The 17,882-nt window shown below is 39.4% G+C and carries 17 protein-coding genes; 4 read left to right on the forward strand and 13 right to left on the reverse strand.

Annotation, left to right across the window (positions count from 1 at the left end):
* Position 1: 1 nt before the first annotated feature.
* The 6 genes from recJ to obgE all read right to left on the reverse strand — a co-directional run bounded on the left by recJ (position 2) and on the right by obgE (position 6,851).
* Positions 2–2,299: a single-stranded-DNA-specific exonuclease RecJ gene (gene recJ, locus AB3I00_RS08725; protein WP_368025058.1), complete on the reverse strand. Its 2,298-nt coding sequence runs from the start codon at positions 2,297–2,299 to the stop codon at positions 2–4.
* Positions 2,300–2,440: 141 nt separating this feature from the next.
* Positions 2,441–2,884 carry a lipopolysaccharide assembly LapA domain-containing protein gene (locus AB3I00_RS08730; protein WP_002390566.1) on the reverse strand — a complete coding sequence of 148 codons (444 nt, stop codon included), beginning with the start codon at positions 2,882–2,884 and terminating at the stop codon, positions 2,441–2,443.
* On the reverse strand, positions 2,885–3,673 hold the full coding sequence (locus AB3I00_RS08735; RefSeq protein ID WP_002329154.1) for an SDR family oxidoreductase: 789 nt from the start codon (positions 3,671–3,673) through the stop codon (positions 2,885–2,887). It lies immediately after the preceding gene.
* Complete coding sequence (gene rnz / locus AB3I00_RS08740) at positions 3,670–4,611, reverse strand: ribonuclease Z (protein ID WP_002313806.1); 942 nt, start codon at positions 4,609–4,611, stop codon at positions 3,670–3,672. The genes AB3I00_RS08735 and rnz overlap by 4 nt, the downstream gene beginning before the upstream one ends.
* A 174-nt stretch (positions 4,612–4,785) precedes the next feature.
* The gene (locus tag AB3I00_RS08745; RefSeq protein WP_002309384.1) at positions 4,786–5,373 is read right to left on the reverse strand and encodes a hypothetical protein; all 588 of its coding nucleotides are present in this window, start codon (positions 5,371–5,373) and stop codon (positions 4,786–4,788) included.
* A gap of 164 nt (positions 5,374–5,537) precedes the next feature.
* The gene (gene obgE, locus AB3I00_RS08750) at positions 5,538–6,851 is read right to left on the reverse strand and encodes a GTPase ObgE (RefSeq protein ID WP_002295805.1); all 1,314 of its coding nucleotides are present in this window, start codon (positions 6,849–6,851) and stop codon (positions 5,538–5,540) included.
* A 288-nt stretch (positions 6,852–7,139) separates the two neighbouring features.
* Here obgE and gap point away from each other — a divergent pair, with 288 nt between their 5' ends.
* Complete coding sequence (gap, locus tag AB3I00_RS08755; protein ID WP_368025059.1) at positions 7,140–8,150, forward strand: type I glyceraldehyde-3-phosphate dehydrogenase; 1,011 nt, start codon at positions 7,140–7,142, stop codon at positions 8,148–8,150.
* A gap of 85 nt (positions 8,151–8,235) precedes the next feature.
* On the opposite strand, the gene AB3I00_RS08760 is transcribed toward gap, so the two are convergent.
* Together AB3I00_RS08760 and AB3I00_RS08765 are read right to left on the reverse strand one after the other, a co-directional pair.
* Positions 8,236–9,171 carry an alpha/beta hydrolase gene (locus tag AB3I00_RS08760; protein ID WP_368025060.1) on the reverse strand — a complete coding sequence of 312 codons (936 nt, stop codon included), beginning with the start codon at positions 9,169–9,171 and terminating at the stop codon, positions 8,236–8,238.
* Between the two features lie 162 nt (positions 9,172–9,333).
* Complete coding sequence (locus AB3I00_RS08765) at positions 9,334–10,428, reverse strand: DUF871 domain-containing protein (protein WP_368025061.1); 1,095 nt, start codon at positions 10,426–10,428, stop codon at positions 9,334–9,336.
* A gap of 188 nt (positions 10,429–10,616) precedes the next feature.
* On the opposite strand from AB3I00_RS08765, the gene AB3I00_RS08770 reads away from it, so the two are divergent.
* Positions 10,617–11,372 carry a peptidylprolyl isomerase gene (locus AB3I00_RS08770; protein WP_368025062.1) on the forward strand — a complete coding sequence of 252 codons (756 nt, stop codon included), beginning with the start codon at positions 10,617–10,619 and terminating at the stop codon, positions 11,370–11,372.
* Positions 11,373–11,497: 125 nt separating this feature from the next.
* Here AB3I00_RS08770 and fabZ read toward each other — a convergent pair whose 3' ends face one another.
* Complete coding sequence (gene fabZ / locus AB3I00_RS08775) at positions 11,498–11,938, reverse strand: 3-hydroxyacyl-ACP dehydratase FabZ (RefSeq protein ID WP_002309395.1); 441 nt, start codon at positions 11,936–11,938, stop codon at positions 11,498–11,500.
* A 218-nt stretch (positions 11,939–12,156) separates the two neighbouring features.
* On the opposite strand from fabZ, the gene fabI reads away from it, so the two are divergent.
* Complete coding sequence (gene fabI, locus AB3I00_RS08780) at positions 12,157–12,912, forward strand: enoyl-ACP reductase FabI (RefSeq protein WP_002295795.1); 756 nt, start codon at positions 12,157–12,159, stop codon at positions 12,910–12,912.
* 111 nt (positions 12,913–13,023) lie between these two features.
* Here the strand turns inward: fabI and AB3I00_RS08785 are convergent, their stop codons facing one another.
* Positions 13,024–14,076: a branched-chain amino acid aminotransferase gene (locus tag AB3I00_RS08785; RefSeq protein ID WP_002316226.1), complete on the reverse strand. Its 1,053-nt coding sequence runs from the start codon at positions 14,074–14,076 to the stop codon at positions 13,024–13,026.
* 124 nt (positions 14,077–14,200) lie between these two features.
* Here AB3I00_RS08785 and AB3I00_RS08790 point away from each other — a divergent pair, with 124 nt between their 5' ends.
* Positions 14,201–15,121: a mechanosensitive ion channel family protein gene (locus AB3I00_RS08790; protein WP_002315101.1), complete on the forward strand. Its 921-nt coding sequence runs from the start codon at positions 14,201–14,203 to the stop codon at positions 15,119–15,121.
* A gap of 279 nt (positions 15,122–15,400) precedes the next feature.
* On the opposite strand, the gene cbpB is transcribed toward AB3I00_RS08790, so the two are convergent.
* From cbpB to rph, 3 genes are all read right to left on the reverse strand, one after another.
* The gene (gene cbpB, locus AB3I00_RS08795) at positions 15,401–15,901 is read right to left on the reverse strand and encodes a cyclic-di-AMP-binding protein CbpB (RefSeq protein ID WP_002309404.1); all 501 of its coding nucleotides are present in this window, start codon (positions 15,899–15,901) and stop codon (positions 15,401–15,403) included.
* Positions 15,902–16,007: 106 nt separating this feature from the next.
* Positions 16,008–16,526 (reverse strand): metallophosphoesterase, encoded by a 519-nt coding sequence (locus AB3I00_RS08800; RefSeq protein ID WP_002309405.1) that lies wholly within the window; start codon positions 16,524–16,526, stop codon positions 16,008–16,010.
* Positions 16,527–17,882 carry a ribonuclease PH gene (rph, locus tag AB3I00_RS08805; protein WP_123838191.1) on the reverse strand — a complete coding sequence of 452 codons (1,356 nt, stop codon included), beginning with the start codon at positions 17,880–17,882 and terminating at the stop codon, positions 16,527–16,529.

A 17,882-nucleotide genomic window follows, 5' to 3' on the forward strand; every position in this document is an offset into this window, starting at 1 on the left:
CCTAGGTTGTTAACCATTTCTTTATGGTAGGAATATCGCTCAAAAGCAAAAATTCCTCAACTTTGATTTTATTTAGCCGCCGCTGGTATAATTTGCTCTCAGTCAAAGGATGACTTTCTGGGCTGGCGACTTTTTGTAAAACACCGTTCTCTATTGTAACAAATTTCAATTCAAAAAACACCTGTATCATAAAAATTAATAATTTTTCAGGGATACGCAAATATTGAGCTACTGCTTTTATTTTATGACGTATATCTATTCGTTCTTGAGAATGGATCAATTTAAACAATTTTGCGTACTGTTCTCTTGTGCCTACCCCATTCAAATAAGCCTCATCAGGTGAAATCCCCATCAGATAAACACGATTGAATGAATAAGACCCAAAGACTTCTTTCAGCTTTGCTAAATCATCTGGACAATCCATAATAACCAGAGATTTCGGTTTTCTTTTTTCAATTACTGCGTGTATAGAATCCATTCCTTCGAAAACAATCGCCGTTTCTTGGATGCGCTCCGGCACGAATTTCAACGTCGAAGAATCAAAAGCTAAATAAAGACTGTCTTCAAATGTTCGGCTCTGTTCACGGAAACGTTTTGCCCGCCAATCAAATACCTGCAGACCACCTACTGCAAAATCAGATACCATCAGTTGTGGTTTCTTACGTCCATTCCATTCATTGATCGAAAGCTTTCCTACTACATCTACTAGATTATTCAACAGTTCTTCTTCTTGAGTTCCAAAACCAAAAGCGACCGCATCAAGCTGACTAGATTCATCGGAAAGGATAAATTTCAGATGCTGTTGGTTTGCTCCGATTCTTTTGACATTCGCTGCTTGGACTTGCCGAAATAAAAATTGAGGTAAAGGATTATCTGTACCAAATGGCGCTAATAATTTTAGTTCATCAATACGCTCTACTGTTACTTCATTCGGAAGTAGCACTTCATCAATTCTTAATTCAGGTCCTCTTGTCAAATCGATTTGACGATCGACTATATATTGGTTCATCTTCTCCTGTAGTATTGTGACATTTTCACTTGGCATCGTTAACCCGACTGCTGCATGATGTCCTCCAAAATAAGTAAATAAATCCCGCATCTGGTCAAGCATTTCAAAAAGGTTCAAGGCTTCAACACTACGTCCAGAACCTTTAGCTGATCCGTCTTCTTTTAAAGTAAGAACAAGCGTTGGTTTACCAGTTTCGTTCATTATTTTTCCTGCAACAATACCTAAAACACCTTCATGCCATCCTCGGTTTACCAATAGATGGATATGATTCTCCTTATTGACCATTGCTAATGCTTCTTCTGTTATCTGCTCTACGATTGCTTTTCTTTCTTCATTGATTTCATTCAATTTTTTTGCTTGAATGGATGCCTCTTCTTCGTCAAACGTTGCAAGCAATGAAACGGCAGGTCGCGGGTCACCCATCCGACCAATGGCATTTAGTCTGGGCGCAATCGAAAAACCGATCGTTGTTTCGTCTGCATCTCTCATTTTTACGCCACTTTCTTCAAACAGCGCCTGAAGTCCTATCCGTTCTGAATGATGGATGGCATCGATTCCTAATGAAACAAGGATTCGATTCTCATCAGTCAATGAAACTAAATCGGCGATCGTTCCTATCGCTACTAAATCCAAAAATTCTGCAGGTGGTTCTTCCAACAATGCAGAAGCTACTTTGAATGCTACTCCGACTCCTGCCAGATCTGGAAATGGATATTGCCCCGCTGGATGACGAGGATGAACAATCGCATAGGCGTCTGGTAATTTCTCAGGTAGCTCGTGATGGTCTGTAATGATCACGTCTACACCAGCTTGCTGAGCATATGCTACTGCCTCATGTCCTGCTACCCCGTTATCAACAGTGATGATCAACTGGATGCCTTCTTGGATCTTTTCTTGGTATACCGATTGGTTTGGTCCATACCCGTGCTCAAATCGATTTGGCAAAAATACTTCTACTTCTGCGCCAAGTAATTCCAGTGTTTCTTTCATTACCGTTGCACTGGTGATTCCGTCTGCATCATAATCACCGTAAACGAGGATTTTTTCTCCACTGATTACAGCTTCTTGTATTCGACTGATTGCTTTATCCATATCGTGCATCAGATACGGATCATGTAGTTCTTGTTCTTTTGGATGTAAAAATCGGTTGATATCCTCTTCCTCATGGTAACCTCTTTGCCACAGTAACTTACCGACAAATGGAGATAATTTCAATTCACGGATCATTTGGAGAAAGGATTCAGAAGGCTCTGTCTCGCTTAACTTCCAATCAAAATTTGCTTGTCTCACTTTCTCACTCCTAACTTAGTTATTATAGCAAAGGAAATCAGCAAAAAAAAGCAGAAAGAAAGAATAAAAATAGATCAGATCCGCTAGACTGATGTTCAGCAGGACCCGATCTTTTATACGACCATTTATGAAATATCCCTATTAGTCAAAATAATTGAAGCTTTGTTTTGGCGCTTGCGTTTTTTGTTCTTCCGGTGCTTTCAATTGACTGATTTGTGCTGTTTTCGCTTGTAATTCCGCCTGATAAGCAGCTTCTAACTCTGCGCGTTCGTTTCTAAACTCGCGTTGTTGTTCTTCTTTTGCTTCTTCAATTTTCTTTTGCAGATCTGTTTGGTATTCTGATATTTCCTGAGTCAGCTGCTTGATTTGCTTTTTTTGCTGCCATAGTGTTGCCGAAGCAGTTAAGAATACAATCAGTGCACCAATCAGCGCAGAACCGATAATCACTAAGATCAACGGTGCAGAAAAGGAAGTGAAGCCAAAACTTACAGGGACATTTTTATTGTTCAATACAGCAAAAAGAACAATAATCAAAACTAAGATAAATCCAAGAATCACATTGCTTTGCTTTTTCAATTCCTCCACCTACTTTTTGTTAAAAATTCCGCTGGCTAAATAATCACCAATCGTTGGAAACAGCGTATAAAATTTTGATGCAACTTCTAAAATAAACGGTTGATTGATTTCTCGTTTTGGATGTCTCATATTGCGGACGATCATTTTTGCCAACTTAGTAGGTTCTAAAACGATTTGCCCGACTTTTTCCAAATAGCTTCCGCTTGGATCAGCCTTGTCAAAGAAATCTGTCTCGATTGGACCTGGATTTACTGTCGTAACAGCTACACCAAGTGGTTTCAATTCTAATCGCAAGGCGTTGGAAAAGCCAAGGACTGCAAATTTCGTGGCAGAATAAACCGTTGATTTTGCAGTTGCCATTTTCCCAGCCATTGAGGCGATATTAATAATATGTCCTTGTCTTCTTTCTGCCATATCGATCGCAAATTTTTGTGTCAAAACCATCATTCCTAAGATATTGACTTCAAACATATCGTACGCTTTTCCAAGATCGAATGTAAGGAAGTCCTCGAAAATACCAAATCCAGCATTGTTTACCAGAATATCGACACGTCCAACTTCTTCCATTACTTTTTCATATAGTTCATCCACACTATAAGGATCGCTGACGTCTACTTTGAAAGCATAAGCCTCTTTGCCGCTCAAGCGTCTGCACTCATCTCTGACACCTTCTACAAATGCCATTCTTCGTGCGCAACTTATAACGATTGCTCCTTGCTTTGCTGCTTCATAACAGATTTGCGCGCCTAGACCACCTGAACTACCTGTTACTAAAACAACTTTATCTTCTAAATTCATGCCTCATCCTCCTCACGAAATGGTATCTCAATGCTATCAAAATCTTTCATGATCGTCGTGTTTTCAAACACTTCTTTTGCTTCTTTTTCAAGCTCTAGAGCTGCTTTTCCTAAATATCTTGCACTGATATGAGTAAGCAACAGCCGTTTTGCCTGCGCTTCTTTTGCAACTTCAGCAGCTTGATGAGTCGTAGAATGGAAATAGTTATGCGCCATTCTTGCTTCATCTTTATTAAATGTGCTTTCATGTACCAAAATATCACTGTTTTCCGCAAGCACAACAGAATTATGTGTTTTTCTCGTGTCGCCTAAAATAGTCACGATCCGCCCTTTTTTATTTGGGCCTACGAAATCTTTTCCATTGATCGTCCGACCATCTTCTAGTTGGATCGTTTCCCCTTGCTTCAACTTGCCGTACAGGGGTCCAGCCGGAATGCCTAATTCTTTCAGACGATCCACCTGCAATTCTCCTTTATGATCATGTTCAACCACACGATAACCGAAACTGTCGATTCCATGATTTAGTTTTTTTGCATAAACAGAAAATTGCTGATCAGTAAAAATCGGGTCTGTTTCATTTAACTCGATGAATTTCAGCGGATAACTTAACCGTGTTTGCGAAATGCCTAAAGAGACTTTTATGTATTCCTCTATCCCTTTTGGCCCGTAAATCTCTAATGGCGTATCCCCACCTTGAAATGAACGGCTGCTGATGAGTCCAGGAAGCCCAAAAATATGATCGCCGTGTAAATGTGTAATGAAAATTTTACCGATTTTTCTCGGACGGATAGTCGTTCGCAAAATCTGCATTTGCGTGCCTTCCCCACAGTCGAATAACCAAACTTCATTACGTTCGTCTAAAAGTTTCAATGCTATACTTGTCACATTTCTATGTTTTGCAGGAACACCTGCGCCTGTTCCTAAAAATTGTAATTCCATAATCTACCTGACTTTCTTTAAGTTCCTCTTTAATTTTAGGGGAAAAAGATAGGATAATCAACCGTAAGTCGAGAAAGGCTTCAAATAAAAACGATGTTCCTCTGTGATAACGTTTTCTTTAAACTCCATTGTAAAAACAGCAGCGAACCCTTTTGAGATTCTCTGCTGTTTTTATTAATTTGAAGATTCGGAACTCTCATTGTCATCGGAAGATTGCGGATGTTTGTCCTCCCAAGTCTTTTGGGCAGCTTCTTTCGCCTGCTTTTCGGCTTCCTTCGCATCATGCACATCTTTTTCGACATCTTCATAATCCAAACGGGTAATTTCTCCGCCTAATTCCATCATCACTAATTGATTCAATGGACGATTGTCTTCTTCATCCGCAATCAAAATCAGTCCTGTAGCTCCTTCACCGATTTTATTTCCTACAAAGTCGAACACAGTCTGAGCATCTTTTATTTCTTTTGCATCTTGTGTCGCACCGATCATCCCTCCAGCAAACCATCCTAATAAAATCCCTAGCGGCCCACCTAATACACCAACCAACATACCAATCAACCCACCAGTAGAAGATTTGTTATTCCCAGTAAAGTCGATAAAATCTTCTATTTTGAATTGATGGGTTCCATTGGGATCATGGCTGACAACGGCCATCTGTTCTCCTTTGATCGAACGAACAGCATGTAGTTTTTTGATTTCTGAAAATGCCTGATACGCTTGGCTTTCTACTTGAAAATTTAAAATGATTACTCGCTTGCTCATTGAAAACGCCCCTTTCATACCTTCTTGTTATTTATTTTACCTTTAATTGTAAAATAAGAAAAGAAAAGCACTCTTTCCTACCCAATAAAAAAGGAGAATGGCCTCAGCCATACTCCCCTTAGATTCGAAACTATATTTTTTGGTATTTGTTTTTATTTGTTTGCCTATTCGACAAATTCAAATTCAAATTCACCGATACGGACAAGGTCGCCATCTTTCGCCCCACGTGCCCGAAGTGCCTCATCCACACCCATACCACGTAATTGACGAGCAAAACGCATTACCGTTTCATCATGATCGAAATTCGTCATTTGGAATAATTTTTCGATCTTCTCACCGGATAAGATCCACGTTGCATCTGAATCACGATCGATTTGGAACTCAGGACCTTCTGGATTGAATCCATAGTGTACAGTTTCTTCTTCCAGTTCTTCCTCGTACAATGGGAATTCTGGCGTTACTTCTAACAAGTCTGCTGTAGCATTCAATAACGCATCCAATCCTTGTCGAGTCACTCCAGAAATTGGAAATACTGGGATATCATCAGCGAATTCGTCTTCTTTTTCCTTGTTCAGCTGTTCTTTGAATTTCACTAGGTTTTCCTGTGCATCCGGCATATCCATTTTGTTAGCCACGATGATTTGCGGACGCTCTAACAAGCGTAAGTTGTAAGTAGATAATTCTTTGTTGATGGCAAGATAGTCTTCGTAAGGATCTCGTCCTTCCATCCCACTCATATCGATCACATGTAAAATAACTCGCGTTCTTTCGATATGACGAAGGAATTGTGTACCTAGTCCAACACCTTGCGAAGCTCCTTCAATCAACCCTGGCAAGTCTGCTGCGGCAAAACTTCTGCCATCACTTGTAGTAACCATTCCCAAGTTAGGGACGAGTGTCGTGAAATGATAAGCGCCGATCTTTGGACGAGCAGATGAAATCACAGATAGCAAAGTCGATTTTCCAACAGATGGAAAGCCTACAAGCCCAACGTCTGCCAATACTTTCAATTCCAGTTCGATTTTTCGTTCTTGTCCTGGTTCCCCGTTTTCAGCAATTTCCGGTGCAGGGTTCCGAGGAGAGGCAAACCGGATATTTCCTCGTCCGCCACGTCCCCCTTTCGCCACAACTAGTGTTTGACCATTTTCAATCAAATCTCCTAAAAGAGCACCAGTCTCTGCATCTCGGACAGTGGTTCCTTGCGGTACTTTCACATAGGTATCTTCTGAACCACGGCCGTGCATCCCTTTACTCATTCCATTTTCACCTGGCTGCGCTTTGAAATGGCGATTAAAACGAAAGTCCATCAATGTACGCAAACCTTCATCGACGATCAAGATGACATCACCGCCACGACCACCGTCTCCACCAGCCGGTCCGCCGTCAGGAACGTATTTTTCGCGACGAAATGCAACCATTCCGTCTCCGCCCTTGCCAGCTTTCACATCGATCGTTACTTGATCTAAAAACATGGACATAATTAAGTCCTCCTATTATTCAATTTATTTATTTGACTGCCTGAATTTCCACAATAAACAAAAGTCTTCCTTATTTTATCGGTGAAATCTGTTTTTGTCTATCATTTCAGCAAAAAGATTGATTGCCTTCTTCTTTTTTTATTATTTGGTAAGGTTTCCAACCATTTTTCTGCTATCGAGTATAATTTTTTGACAAAATATGCTTTGCGTAGCAGAATAACAGTGTATTAATTGTATTAATTGAGGATGCCGTTTCATAGCACCCCTAATAAAGGAGGAACTTTTGATATGACAGTAAAAGTAGGTATTAACGGATTTGGGCGTATCGGCCGTCTGGCTTTCCGCCGCATCAAAGAAGTATCAGATGATATTGAAGTAGTAGCAATCAACGACTTAACAAGTCCAACTATGTTAGCACAATTATTGCAATTTGACTCTACTCATGGTACTTATCCTGGCACAGTTACTGCAACAGAAGACTCAATCGTAGTGGATGGCGAAGCAACGCGTGTTTATGCAGAACCCGACGCAAGCAAAATTCCTTGGGTAAAAGAAAACGGTGTAGATATCGTACTAGAATGTACTGGTTTTTATACATCTGAAGAAAAAGCGAAAGCGCATTTAGATGCTGGTGTCAAACGAGTAGTTATTTCTGCCCCAGCTGGTGCAATGAAAACTATCGTCTATAACGTCAATGATGATACATTAGATGAAAACGACCGAATCATCTCAGCAGGTTCATGTACAACAAACTGTTTAGCACCTATGGCTTATTTCTTGAATAATGAATTTGGGATCGAAGTTGGTACAATGACAACAGTCCATGCCTACACTTCAACCCAAATGCTGTTAGATGGACCAGTAAGAGGCGGTAATTTACGTGCTGCTCGTTCAGCTGCTGACAACACTATTCCACATTCTACTGGTGCTGCAAAAGCAATCGGCTTAGTTATCCCTGAGTTACAAGGAAAATTACAAGGACATGCGCAACGTGTTCCAGTCGTTGATGGTTCATTAACTGAATTAGTTTCAGTATTGAAAACCAAAGTAACTGCTGATCAAGTAAATGAAGCAATCAAAAAACACACAGTTGACAATCCTTCATTTGGGTATGATGATCGTCAAATCGTTTCTAGCGATGTCATTGGCACAACTCAAGGTTCGATCTTTGATCCAACCCAAACAGAAGTAACAACTGCTGGCGATTTCCAACTTGTCAAAACTGTTGCATGGTATAACAATGAGTACGGATTCACTTGCCAAATGATTCGCTTACTAGAAAAATTCGCTAACTTGTAATTTAATAAATCAAACAATAAAACAAGCCATTGACTGGATCCAGTCAATGGCTTGTTTCTTTTTACCCTCTTGCTTTTAAACTAGTTCAATGAACATATTGGCTTAAAAATTGTTGGACTACTTGCTGATACTTTTCAGGATCTGTCTTGTATGCTTCCGCATGCTCGGCTCCTTTTACAACATACTTTTCTTTTGGCCCCTTCGTTGCACGATAAACCTTATCCAACATTTCAAATGGTACAAATGTGTCTGCGTCTCCATGTATAAATAGCATCGGACGCTGGTTTTTCTTTAATTGATCCACTGCACTTGCCTCACCGAAAAAGTAGCCGGCACGGACTTTTGTCACTAGACTTGTTACTTGCATAAGCGGAAACGCTGGAAGACTAAACATATCGTCTAGCTGATACGCAAGCTCATCATGGACAGAAGAATAACCGCAATCTTCAATAATTGCTTTTACGTTATTTGGTAATTTTTCTCCGCTAGTCATCATGACAGTTGCTGCCCCCATGCTGACACCATATAGAACGATTTCTTGCGAGTTTCCATTTTCTTCTAACACTTTGTTGATCCACTGCACATAGTCTTTGCGCTCTGGCCATCCAAATCCAATATAATCCCCTTCGCTTTTTCCATGCCCTCTTGCATCTGGAACAAGGACATTGTAGCCCATATCATGGAACATCTTTGCATAATTGGTCATCGTTTCAGCATCTCCCATGTAGCCATGAGCAACTAGAGCTGTTTTTTCACTTTTCGTTTCAGCAGGAAGATAAATCGCTGATAATTTCAGACCGTCTTTCGAAGTGATTGTCCAATTGCTTCGGTTCTCTTTTGAACTAAACCACTTATGTGCATCCGTTTCTTTGGATGTCTGTGTTGTACCTGGTGTATCTTCATCTAAAAAGTCTTTCTCAGACGGCACGACAGCATAATTATAAAAATAATTCCCTGCAAACAATAGCGTAACGATTAGAACTAGGGCAACGCCTAGAAGGATTTTCATCCAAAGTTTCATAAATTATCCATCTCATTTCTCTTTTTTCATCTAACCTTGAATTAGTATAATCAAAGAATCTCTACTATGCAATGTTCATTTTTATAACCTATAAAAAAGCAAAATAAAAAAGCAGAAATAACTGGCTATTTCTAGCGAATTATTTCTGCAGCAACTCATTATCTATTTTTTATTTTCAATTAATTTAAAGCTTGACCAAGGTTTCAAAAAGTCTAGGAGGAACAGTTCATCATCAGAAATTCTTCCTACAACATTGACCCGTCCGTCATTTTTCATGTCCTTCAAGGCGATTTGTGTTTCTCCCTTATATTGACCATACCCTTCATTATCAATCAGCACATCACCATGATGCATATCTCGCGTATTGTGAGGTGGAAAATCTTTTTCTTTATAATATACACGAGTCATCGTCGAACGAAGGATATACTCTGAGCGATCTCCTCGATAACTGTGGAGATTGTCAAACAAGCAGATTCGTTCGTTTTCTGTAATCCCTTCTTCCGTATCTACTTTCAATGTTGGATAATCTGCATTAAATGCTGCTGCCATTTCTTTCAATTCTTCTTCGCTTGCATACGCATTTCCAATAGAAATATCATCAATCAGCCCTGTAAGGATCAAATGCTTCACTTGTGTAGCAATCTCAAGGTCTCGGTGGTCTTCTAGTGTGCACAAGCCATCTTGTGTAGGCCAAGGGCCAAACTCAGCGGATTGCGAATTGACGAACGCCATCGTATTCAAATTATATTTTCTAAATTTTTCTGAACAAAAAACAAAATGGTCGTAGCCTAAACCAGAATATCGATGAGGATAAAAATTATGAGAACCTAATAAATTATACGTGTTTGGCGAATAACTCATGATGTTGTCAACATAATTCGTGCCCGAACTCATATTGATCTCGATTTTGATACCGAAAGGATTACGCGTCATTTTTGCTTCTTCTGCTCCGGTGAACCCGATATCCAAGCGAACTCCATAGGCACCCATCTTATGGAAAAAGGATAAGTCATCGTAAGAAATCTCCAACTGTTCAAATAACGCTGGATTGATATCTACCATTACTTCCATGCCTAGGCTATTCGCATAATCAACTACTTCTTTAAATTCTGAAAGAACTTTTTCTTTGTCGTCGTTGATCTGCAGTAAACTGGTAAAAACCCGTTTATACCCATACTTATGAGCTAAATCCAAGTACGCTTTGTCCTTTTCAAATGTTGATCGTTCTGGATAAATCGAGATTCCTAATTTTCCCATATTACCATTTCCTCCTGCATCTTTTCGTTTTTGTATCCACTTACATTATAGCAAAGACAAAATAAATGGTCTACACCTTTTCTTTTTCTTTTAAAATAAATGATAAATTCCAATAATTTAAGTAGGTATTTCTCCTCTATTTTGTTATCATTAAAGATAACAAAACAGTAAATTGGAAAGGAATAGTTATGAAGAAAAATAAAGTTATTTTAAGTATTAGTTTAGCTGCAGCATTATTGTTTGCTGCTGGTTGTTCCGCAAACAGTACGACTTCTCCTAGTTCATCGGCTGAAAGTTCAAAGAGTACATCCACTGCGGAAAGTACAACTGCCAGTAGTGTCGATTTGAATGCATTGGAATTGCCACAATTGACGAAAGATGTAGCTGAAAATGAGGATTTGGTCGAAATGGTGACAAATAAAGGCACAATCAAAATCAAATTATTCCCTGAATATGCACCTAAAGCAGTTGAAAACTTTATGACACACGCAAAAGATGGTTACTATAATGGCCTGACTTTTCACCGCGTCATCAAAGATTTCATGATCCAAGGCGGTGATCCTAAAGGCGATGGCACTGGAGGCGAAAGCATTTGGGGAGAAGGATTTGAGACAGAGATCAACAACCACCTTTACAACATAAGAGGTGCGTTATCTATGGCTCGCTCACAAGATCCTAACAGTAACGGCAGCCAGTTCTTTATCGTTCAAAATTCAGATGATATGCATGATGGTCTTTTAAAAGATGATTACCCTCAAGCGATTATCGATGCTTATAAAAACGGCGGTTATCCTTCCCTGGATGGTCAGTACACTGTCTTCGGTCAAGTGATTGAAGGAATGGATGTCGTGGATGCTATTGCAAATGTCGAAACAGATAGTTCAGACAAACCAAAAGAAGAAGTAAAAATTGATAAAATCAATATACTGCAAGAAGCAACATAAACAGAACATAAAAATGACGTCTGAATCTAGCAAATATGACAAAATGTGCTAGATTCAGACGTCTTCTTTTTACATAAAAAAGCAGGTAAGCATCCTTCTATTTTTCTATAACAACTTTTTTATGATCAAGCATTTTGGTTGACGATGAACGTGAACTCACACTCACAGACTTTTTTATCATCTACATATGCTGCAGATAACGCTGTACCGACTGATCCCTTCATTTTGGTGATTTCAAAATGACATTTCAGTACATCTCCTGGAACAACTTTTTGACGGAATTTGGCCTTATTGATTCCACCGATATAAGCTCGTTTTCCTAGGAACTCTTCTGATTTTAGGATAAGGATCGAACCTGCTTGTGCCAGTGTTTCTAGGATCAACGCACCCGGCATCACTGGATTGTCAGGAAAGTGACCTTGGAAAAAATCTTCATTGATCGTTACATTTTTTGTCGCAACGATCTTTTTTCCTGGTTCTAATGTATCTACATAATCAATATAACAAATAGGATAACGATTAGGGATCAAGTCCATTACTTCAGTAGCAGATAATACATAAGACATAATTAAACTCCTTCTTTCAGGCGATTGCCATTTTCATTACTTTGACTATCAAAGTATCATATTCCTAAATATTTAGCAATCTTTTTTTAATTTAAGAAAAAATAGTTTGACAATCAAAACATTTTGACTAATAATTAAGAAATCAAGAAGTTATTTTAGCTATTATTCTCTATTTTTTACGACTATCAAATTTTTATCAGAAACAAAGGAGAGTCATTATGTCATTTCTAGAAGGAAAAAAAATCGTCATCATGGGCGTCGCTAACAAAAAAAGCATTGCTTGGGGGTGCGCTGAAGCAATGTTGAAACAAGGGGCAGAGATTATCTATACTTACCAAAATGAACGAATGAAAAAATCATTAGTCAAATTGGTCGGCGAAGAAGCATTCACTGTAGAATGTGATGTTTCTAGCGACGAAAGCATCGAAAAAGCAATGAATGCCATCGGTGAATATGCTGGAGAGATCCACGGCCTTGTCCATGCAGTTGCTTACGCCAACAAAGAAGAATTGTCCGGAAATGTGTCTGATATTTCCAGAGACGGCTATCAATTAGCTCAAGATATCAGTAGCTACTCTTTGATTGCTGTATCAAAATACGCACAACCGTTTCTTGCACCAAATAGCGGAATCGTTAGCATGACTTATCTAGGTTCAGAGCGCGCAATCCCGAATTATAATATGATGGGTATCGCGAAAGCTTCTCTTGAAGCAGCTATCCGTTATTTGGCAGCTGAGTTTTCACCTAAAGGCATCCGAGTCAATGGTATTTCAGCTGGAGCAATCAAAACATTAGCTGTTACAGGGGTTAAGGACTATCAAAAACTGATCCAGTTATCTGAATCTCGTACGCCTGATCAGCAAGGTGTAACGATCGAAGAAGTCGGTAATGCTTGTGCTTTCTTGATCAGTCCTCTTTCCAGCGGGATCATCGGTGATATTATCTACGTTGACAAAGGTGTCCATCTTTCATAATCCTTTTGTTACATTCTTTAAAGTAAAACATATAAAAATCAGGAAAAAACTTTTTAAAGTCTCTTCCTGATTTTTTCTTTTTTTACGTTTTTTCAACTTATTACTTTGAAATTACTCCACGACTTCAATCCAGCCTTCTGGTGCTTCTATGTCCCCGAATTGAATACCTGTCAATTCATCATACAACCGCTTTGTTACTGGTCCTACTTCCGTTTCGCTATAAAATACATGCAGATTGTTATTGTGGTAGATCCCACCGATTGGAGAAATAACAGCCGCTGTACCACATGCACCAGCTTCTGCAAATTGATCTAGATCATCAATGAAAATATCTCCTTCTATTGCTTGAAGTCCTAGTCGTTCTTCAGCTAATTGCAGCAAAGAATATTTCGTGATACTTGGTAAGATAGATGGCGATTGCGGGGTGATGAATTTTCCGTCTTTCGTAATCCCAAAGAAATTTGCTGCCCCTACTTCTTCGATTTTCGTGTGTGTGGCTGGATCAAGATAAACACAATCTGAGTAATCCAGTTCTTTTGCTTCTGTTCCTGGAAGTAAACTTGCTGCGTAATTTCCGCCGACTTTTGCTGCGCCAGTTCCCTTAGGAGCAGCACGATCGTAATCAGATACAATAAAGTTCGTTGGTTTTAGCCCACCTTTGAAATACGCTCCTACTGGCGTACAGAAGACGACAAATAAGTATTCTGGAGCAGGATGGACACCGATGTTTTCACCGACCCCAATCAGTAAAGGACGCAAGTATAATGTAGCGCCTGTTCCATACGGAGGCACGAAAGCTTCATTTGCTTTTACCACTTGCTTAACAGCATCAACGAACATTTTTTCAGGGACCATCGGCATCAGCAAGCGTCTAGCACTTTGATTCATCCGCCGACTATTTTGTTCAGGTCGAAAGAGATTGACCTTCCCGTCTTTACGACGATAAGCTTTTAGACCTTCAAAACATTGCTGACCATAATGAAGCGCTGGAGAGCCTTCATGAATCGTCAGGTAATTATCTTCTGTCAATTCCCCTTCTTCCCATTGTCCGTCTTTCCATTTGGCAATAAAACGCCAAGGAGTTTTGATATAAGAAAATCCTAAATTGTTCCAATCGATTTGCATATACTTACCACCTTCGTTATTTTCTCCACATTTTATCATTATCCATATTATTTGTCATTTTATTTTCAGCTTTTTCCTTTATTATAGTTATTTTTGCTATTTCCTTTTTTGAAAACTTCTTGGTACAATACAGAAAGAATCAAATTTTAGAAAAGAGGATTTTATGTTTTCATTATTAGCAACTGCCGGTACGACAGACTCTTCTGGCGAGACATTGACAGATCAAGCTGTCAGCAAAGTAAATGCGTTTCAGCGGTTTTGGGACGGGATTGATTGGGACGCCATTTTGGCTGCCTTTATCCAAAAAAGTTTATATCTGATTTTTTTGATCGTCCTTTTTTGGATTCTTCACCGTGTGGGAAAATATCTGATTGATAAGTCTTTTAATCAGTATTCTAAAAAAGCCATTCTAAACGAGAGCCGGTTAAAGACTTTACATAGTCTTTTAAATACTATTTTTCATTATACCCTTGGTTTCTTCTTTATCTATGCAATTTTATCTGCTATCGGTGTACCGATCGGTTCACTTTTGGCTGGTGCCGGAATTGCAGGTGTGGCGATCGGCCTTGGTGCCCAAGGGTTCATGAGTGATGTTATTACCGGATTTTTTATTATCATGGAACAACAGATGGATGTTGGAGACTACATCAAGTTAGCAAACTTAACGATTGAAGGAACCGTCGTATCTGTTGGTATCCGTACCCTTCAGCTGAAAGCAACGGATGGTACTGTCCATTTCATCCCGAATCGAAACATCACCACGATCAGCAATCTCTCTCGTGCAAATATGCAAGTACTTTTAGATATCCGGATCGTTCCTGAAGAAGGATATGACAAAATCTATGAGATCATTGATCGAGTAAATCATACATTAGCTGAAAAATACCAAGAAGAGCTTCAAACTGAACCTTCCATCTTTGGTTTAGTGGATCTTGGTAATAGTAATTTTGCTATTCGAACGGTCTGCTACGCATTGAACGGAAAACAATATGCCTTAAAAGAAGAGTTTTTGAGCTCCTATGTCAAAGAATTGACAGCTTCTGGGTTCACGATTCCGAACAGTCCAATTGCTGTCGGAAAATAATTTGGACAAACGATGCAACGGATCTCACTAAAAAGAGCGTGGGACAAAAGTAAAGAACACTTTTGTCCCACGCTCTAAACATGTATAAACAGCGGAAGCAGAAGCAACTCCTTCGGAAATAAGCTGAAATTCACAAAAATTTGAAAAGCAATTTTCGTGAATTCCTTCTTATTTCTTGAAGTTAAACGCTTCTGTCCCAGCCTCTTTTTCAAGATAAAGTCAAAACTGGTACGCTTTTGTTTCTACTTATTTTTTGATTATCTTTCAGTTTCTCGTTCTTTAGCTCACAATATCGATTTGTTCTTTTAATTCTTCGATCTTCGGAGACAATATATTGCGACGTTCTAATTCATGCACCATGAAGTTTACGGCTTTAAGCAGCTCTTTCCTTGTGATGATTCCTTTGAAAACCCGTTCTTCTGTGACAACCGGTAAAAAAGGCGAATCAACTAACAAATGGAGTACTTCTTCTAGTTCCCAATTTTCATCAATCGTCGGAACATCCGTTTCTGTTACATCAGCAACTGTTAGTCCTTCTAACGGATCCATGCTGATTGTTTGCAAGTCAATCATTTTATTGACCACATCTGATAAACTTACTAGTCCTACAAAGTGATCATCTTTTCCTAATACAGGAATTTTGGAATAACCGACCTTCGATAAGACAAGTAAACCATGGGATAATGGATGATGATACATAACATTTGCCACATTTTCTGCAGGAATCAAAAACGTTTCCTGATTTTCCAGCAGCATTTCTCTTACTATAGGTCCAATCATCTGATGGCCTCCATTTCTATTTCATTCAACACTACTATTTTACCGAAACCGGATGCAAAATTCACAAAATAAAGCTTATTTTTATTAAAAATTAGAGTTTTTTTATTCAGCGCTCTCTCGAAAAAGAAAAGGCCAACTCTTCAACTGCCTGATGGGCACGGTTATAGTATTGAACAGAAATTTGGTCATCTAAACTTTCAATAAGAGCATATGATGGGATTTGGATCGGGCCTCTAGGCTGAGAAATGCTACCAGGATTTAAAAACAGGATTTTCTGATCCATCTCACAGCCTATTTGATGGGTATGACCAAAAAACACCATATCGGCATTTGCAGCTCGAGCTTCGATTGCTAACTGTGTCAAACCAAATCGGACATTCGATAAATGACCATGAGTCATGAATACTGTATCCTGACCAGTTTGGATCACTTTTTTCTGTTCGAATCCTGGTCCATAATCACAATTACCTTGAACCACTTGGAATGTATCCCATAATGGGTCAGAAGCTTCTAATTCCGAATCACCACAATGGAAAAAGATGTCCACTTCAGAACGATAACGATCTACTAAGTCAACGAGGATATCTCTGTCTCCATGATTATCACTTACTACTAAATACCGCATCTATCTCTCTCCTTCCAGCCATTGTTTCCACTCGGCACTCAATTTTTTCATTGCTTGAGCCCGATGACTGATCTTGTTTTTTTCTTCGCTCGATAATTCTGCTGCTGTTTGTTTCTGACCTTCTGGGATAAATAAAGGATCATACCCAAAGCCATTTTCGCCAGATGGTATACGGGCTACTCGACCGGGCCATTCCGCTTCTACTACGAGGCTGTCTTTTTTGGGTGCCGCGAATACTAATGTACAATGGAATTGTGCTGTTCTTTTTTCATCCGGCACATCTGTCAATTCATATAATAATTTGGCGTTATTCCCCGCATCACTTTTTTGTTCCCCTGCAAAACGTGCAGAATAGATTCCTGGCATACCGCCTAACGCATCCACTTTCAAACCTGAATCATCTGCTAAGACTGGTTGATCAAGCAATTGTGCAATCGTTTCTGCTTTTAATCGGGCATTTTCTTCAAATGTGCTGCCAGTTTCTTCCACATCTGGCAATTCAGGATAGTCAAGTAATGTTTTTACATGATATCCCGCTTCTTTGAACATATTTCGAAACTCTTCTGCTTTTCCTGGATTTCTTGTCGCAATGATGATTGTTTTTGTTTCTTCTATCCGCTCATTATCTTGAGCAAATTCTGTTAGCAAAGCATGTTTTTGCTCTTTGATCAAATCTTCAATCGCGTTTTTTCCAAAAAAGAGCATTTCATTCAACTGTTCTCCATCAAACGTTGCTTCTTCTCCAGTTCCTTGAATCTCCACGAATTTTCCTGATTCTGTCATCACGAGATTCATATCTACAAGTGCTGCGGAATCTTCTTGATAGTCCAAATCTGTCACGCAAGTCCCATCCGGCAAGATCCCTACGCTAACTGCAGCAAGATGCTCTTTGATTGGATCTTCTGACAATTCCTTTTCTCTTAAAAGCTTTTCAATTGCTAGTCTCAACGCGACGAATGCCCCAGTGATGCTAGCTGTTCTAGTTCCGCCATCCGCTTGGATCACATCGCAGTCTATGATGATACTACGCTCTCCCAGCTTTTCCAAGTCTATTACTGCACGCAAGGAGCGACCAATAAGACGCTGGATTTCCATTGTTCTACCAGAAAGTTTTCCTTTGCTGCTTTCTCTACGATTTCTCGTACTCGTTGCTCGAGGTAGCATACTGTATTCAGCTGTTACCCACCCTGTTCCTGTTTCTCTCAAAAAGGGAGGTACAGAATCCTCTACTGTTGCAGAACAAATAACTGTTGTATCACCAAAACGGATCACAACCGATCCCTCTGGATATTTGAAAACATTTGTTTGAAGCTCCAGTTTACGAAGCTCTTGGGCTTTTCTCCCGTCATGACGCAT

This window comes from Enterococcus sp. C76, from assembly GCF_040886985.1.
GTDB classification, from domain to species: Bacteria; Bacillota; Bacilli; order Lactobacillales; family Enterococcaceae; genus Enterococcus_B; species Enterococcus_B lactis.